At 52.5% G+C, this 3,207-nt stretch carries 1 tRNA gene and 1 rRNA gene; both read right to left on the bottom strand.

The window, feature by feature from the left end:
• Positions 1 to 10 precede the first annotated feature (10 nt).
• Positions 11 to 2,846 (bottom strand): 23S ribosomal RNA (locus tag MWU78_RS22170).
• A gap of 221 nt (positions 2,847 to 3,067) precedes the next feature.
• Positions 3,068 to 3,141, bottom strand: a tRNA-Ala gene (locus MWU78_RS22165).
• Between the last annotated feature and the right edge of the window lie 66 nt (positions 3,142 to 3,207).

The raw sequence follows: 3,207 nt of genomic DNA, 5'->3' as shown, positions 1-3,207 counted from the left end.
GGGACGGCGTTTGCGCAAGCCAACGGGCAATTAGTACCACTCGGCTACGGACATTGCTGCCCTTCCACCTATGGCCTATCGACGTGGTCATCTCCCACGGCCCTTTAAAGAAATCTCATCTTGTGGCGGGTTTCGCGCTTATATGCTTTCAGCGCTTATCCCATCCCGACATAGCTACCCAGCAATGCCCCTGGCGGGACAACTGGTGCACCAGCGGTCGGTCCAACCCGGTCCTCTCGTACTAGGGTCAGGTCCACTCAAATTTCTAACGCCCGCAGTAGATAGAGACCGAACTGTCTCACGACGTTCTGAACCCAGCTCGCGTGCCACTTTAATGGGCGAACAGCCCAACCCTTGGGACCTTCTCCAGCCCCAGGATGTGACGAGCCGACATCGAGGTGCCAAACCCCCCCGTCGATATGAGCTCTTGGGGGAGATCAGCCTGTTATCCCCGGCGTACCTTTTATCCTTTGAGCGATGGCCCTTCCATGCGGAACCACCGGATCACTATGCTCTACTTTCGTACCTGATCGACCTGTATGTCTCTCAGTCAAGCGCCCTTGTGCCATTGCACTCTGCACACGATTGCCAACCGTATTGAGGGCACCTTTAGAAGCCTCCGTTACTCTTTTGGAGGCGACCACCCCAGTCAAACTACCCACCACGCACTGTCCTCCCATAAGGGAGTTAGGCCCCGGACAAACAAAGGCTGGTATTTCAACAATGACTCCACCACACCTGGCGATGCAGCTTCAAAGTCTCCCAGCTATCCTACACATTGGTTGCCCAAGGTCAATACGAAGCTATAGTAAAGGTGCACGGGGTCTTTTCGTCCCACTGCGGGTAACCGGCATCTTCACCGATACTACAATTTCACCGAGCTCATGGCCGAGACAGTGTCCAGATCGTTGCACCATTCGTGCAGGTCGGAACTTACCCGACAAGGAATTTCGCTACCTTAGGACCGTTATAGTTACGGCCGCCGTTTACTGGGGCTTCAATTCAATGCTTCTCCTTGCGAATGACATCTCCTCTTAACCTTCCAGCACCGGGCAGGTGTCAGGCCCTATACTTCATCTCTCGATTTTGCAGAGCCCTGTGTTTTTGATAAACAGTCGCCTGGACCTCTTCACTGCGGCCCCCCACAAGGGGGGCGACCCTTCTCCCGAAGTTACGGGTCTATTTTGCCTAGTTCCTTAGCCATGAATCTCTCGAGCGCCTTAGAATACTCATCCCAACCACCTGTGTCGGTTTGCGGTACGGGCTGCTTCACTTGGTTTTCTCGGAGGATGTTAAGCTGGATTATCACCTTGGCCGGAGCCTNAGTGTACTATCGGGGCGTCACCGCTCCCTTCAACGTACTATTCCGTCAGTACGCACCAACGCCACATCCCCGTCACTTTTATTGTGAGCAGGTACAGAAATATTAATCTGTTGTCCATCCACTACCCCCTTCGGGTTCGTGTTAGGTCCCGACTGACCCCCAGCTGATTAGCATAGCTGGGGAAACCTTGGTCTTTCGGCGTGCGGGTTTCTCGCCCGCATTATCGTTACTTATGCCTACATTTTCGTTTGTAGCTCCTCCAGCGCCCCTTACAGGACACCTTCAGCGGCACTACAATGCTCCCCTACCCCTCTGTACCGAGTACAGAAGTCACAGCTTCGGTGATATACTTATGCCCGATTATTATCCATGCGGAACCGCTCGACCAGTGAGCTGTTACGCACTCTTTAAATGAATGGCTGCTTCCAAGCCAACATCCTGGCTGTCAATGCAGTTCCACCGCGTTATATCAACTTAGTATATACTTGGGGACCTTAGCTGGTGATCTGGGTTCTTTCCCTCTCGGACATGGACCTTAGCACCCATGCCCTCACTGCGCAGAAACATTTTATAGCATTCGGAGTTTGTCAGGAATTGGTAGGCGGTGAAGCCCCCGCATCCAATCAGTAGCTCTACCTCTATAAAACTATCTACACGCTGCACCTAAATGCATTTCGGGGAGTACGAGCTATTTCCGAGTTTGATTGGCCTTTCACCCCTACCCACAGGTCATCCCAAGACTTTTCAACGTCAACGGGTTCGGTCCTCCACTGTGTGTTACCACAGCTTCAACCTGCCCATGGGTAGATCACACGGTTTCGCGTCTACTACTACTGACTATGGCGCCCTGTTCAGACTCGCTTTCGCTACGGATCCGCACCTGAAGTGCTTAACCTTGCCAGTAAAAGTAACTCGTAGGCTCATTATGCAAAAGGCACGCCGTCACCCCCAAAGGGGCTCCGACCGCTTGTAGGCGTATGGTTTCAGGATCTTTTTCACTCCCTTGTTCAGGGTTCTTTTCACCTTTCCCTCACGGTACTGGTTCACTATCGGTCTCTCAGGAGTATTTAGTCTTGGCGGATGGTCCCGCCGGATTCACACAGGGTTTCACGTGCCCCGCGCTACTCAGGATACCGCTATCGATAATGTTCTTTGCTCTTACGGGACTATCACCCTCTACGGTCCCTCTTTCCAAAGGGTTCTGATTCATCGCACATCGAATGTCGCGGTCCTACAACCCCGATATTGCCGAAACAACATCGGTTTGGACTAATCCGCTTTCGCTCGCCACTACTCACGGAATCACTTTTGTTTTCTCCTCCTCCGGCTACTTAGATGTTTCAGTTCACCGGGTTTGCTTGGCTTTCGCCATGACATGTCTTCAACATGCCGGGTTGCCCCATTCGGATACCTGCGGATCATATCGTGTGTGCCGATCCCCGCAGCTTTTCGCAGCTTATCGCGTCCTTCATCGCCTCTGAGAGCCTAGGCATTCCCCATACGCCCTTATCTAGCTTGTCGCCAGACCTTTTATTCTATTACCGGCCCCCCCTTCCGCGGCAGCGTCCAAAGGGCCCTCTCTTTTATACTTGTACTTTACTTTACTTTCGTGTTTCTTTTTCAGCGTACGCAAAGACCTGAATCTGTTGCGCACCCTGTCCCAATATGTCAATGAACTTTTTGGCCATCCCCGTTGTCCCTTTTGCGGCCTTTGGCCAAGATAACGGCAATGTATTGCCAATGTGGAGAATATCGGAGTCGAACCGATGACCTCCTGCGTGCAAGGCAGGCGCTCTAGCCAGCTGAGCTAATCCCCCGTTTTCCTATAGGTCGGCTGATGCCAGTCAATAGTCGGCAGGTTTCCCAACTTCTAGAATTTCCTA

Source organism: Arenibacter sp. F26102 (genome assembly GCF_023015865.1).
Classification (GTDB): Bacteria; Bacteroidota; Bacteroidia; order Flavobacteriales; family Flavobacteriaceae; genus Arenibacter.
Note: the sequence above shows the minus strand (reverse complement) of the source record. Positions and strands in the feature narration are given on the sequence as shown.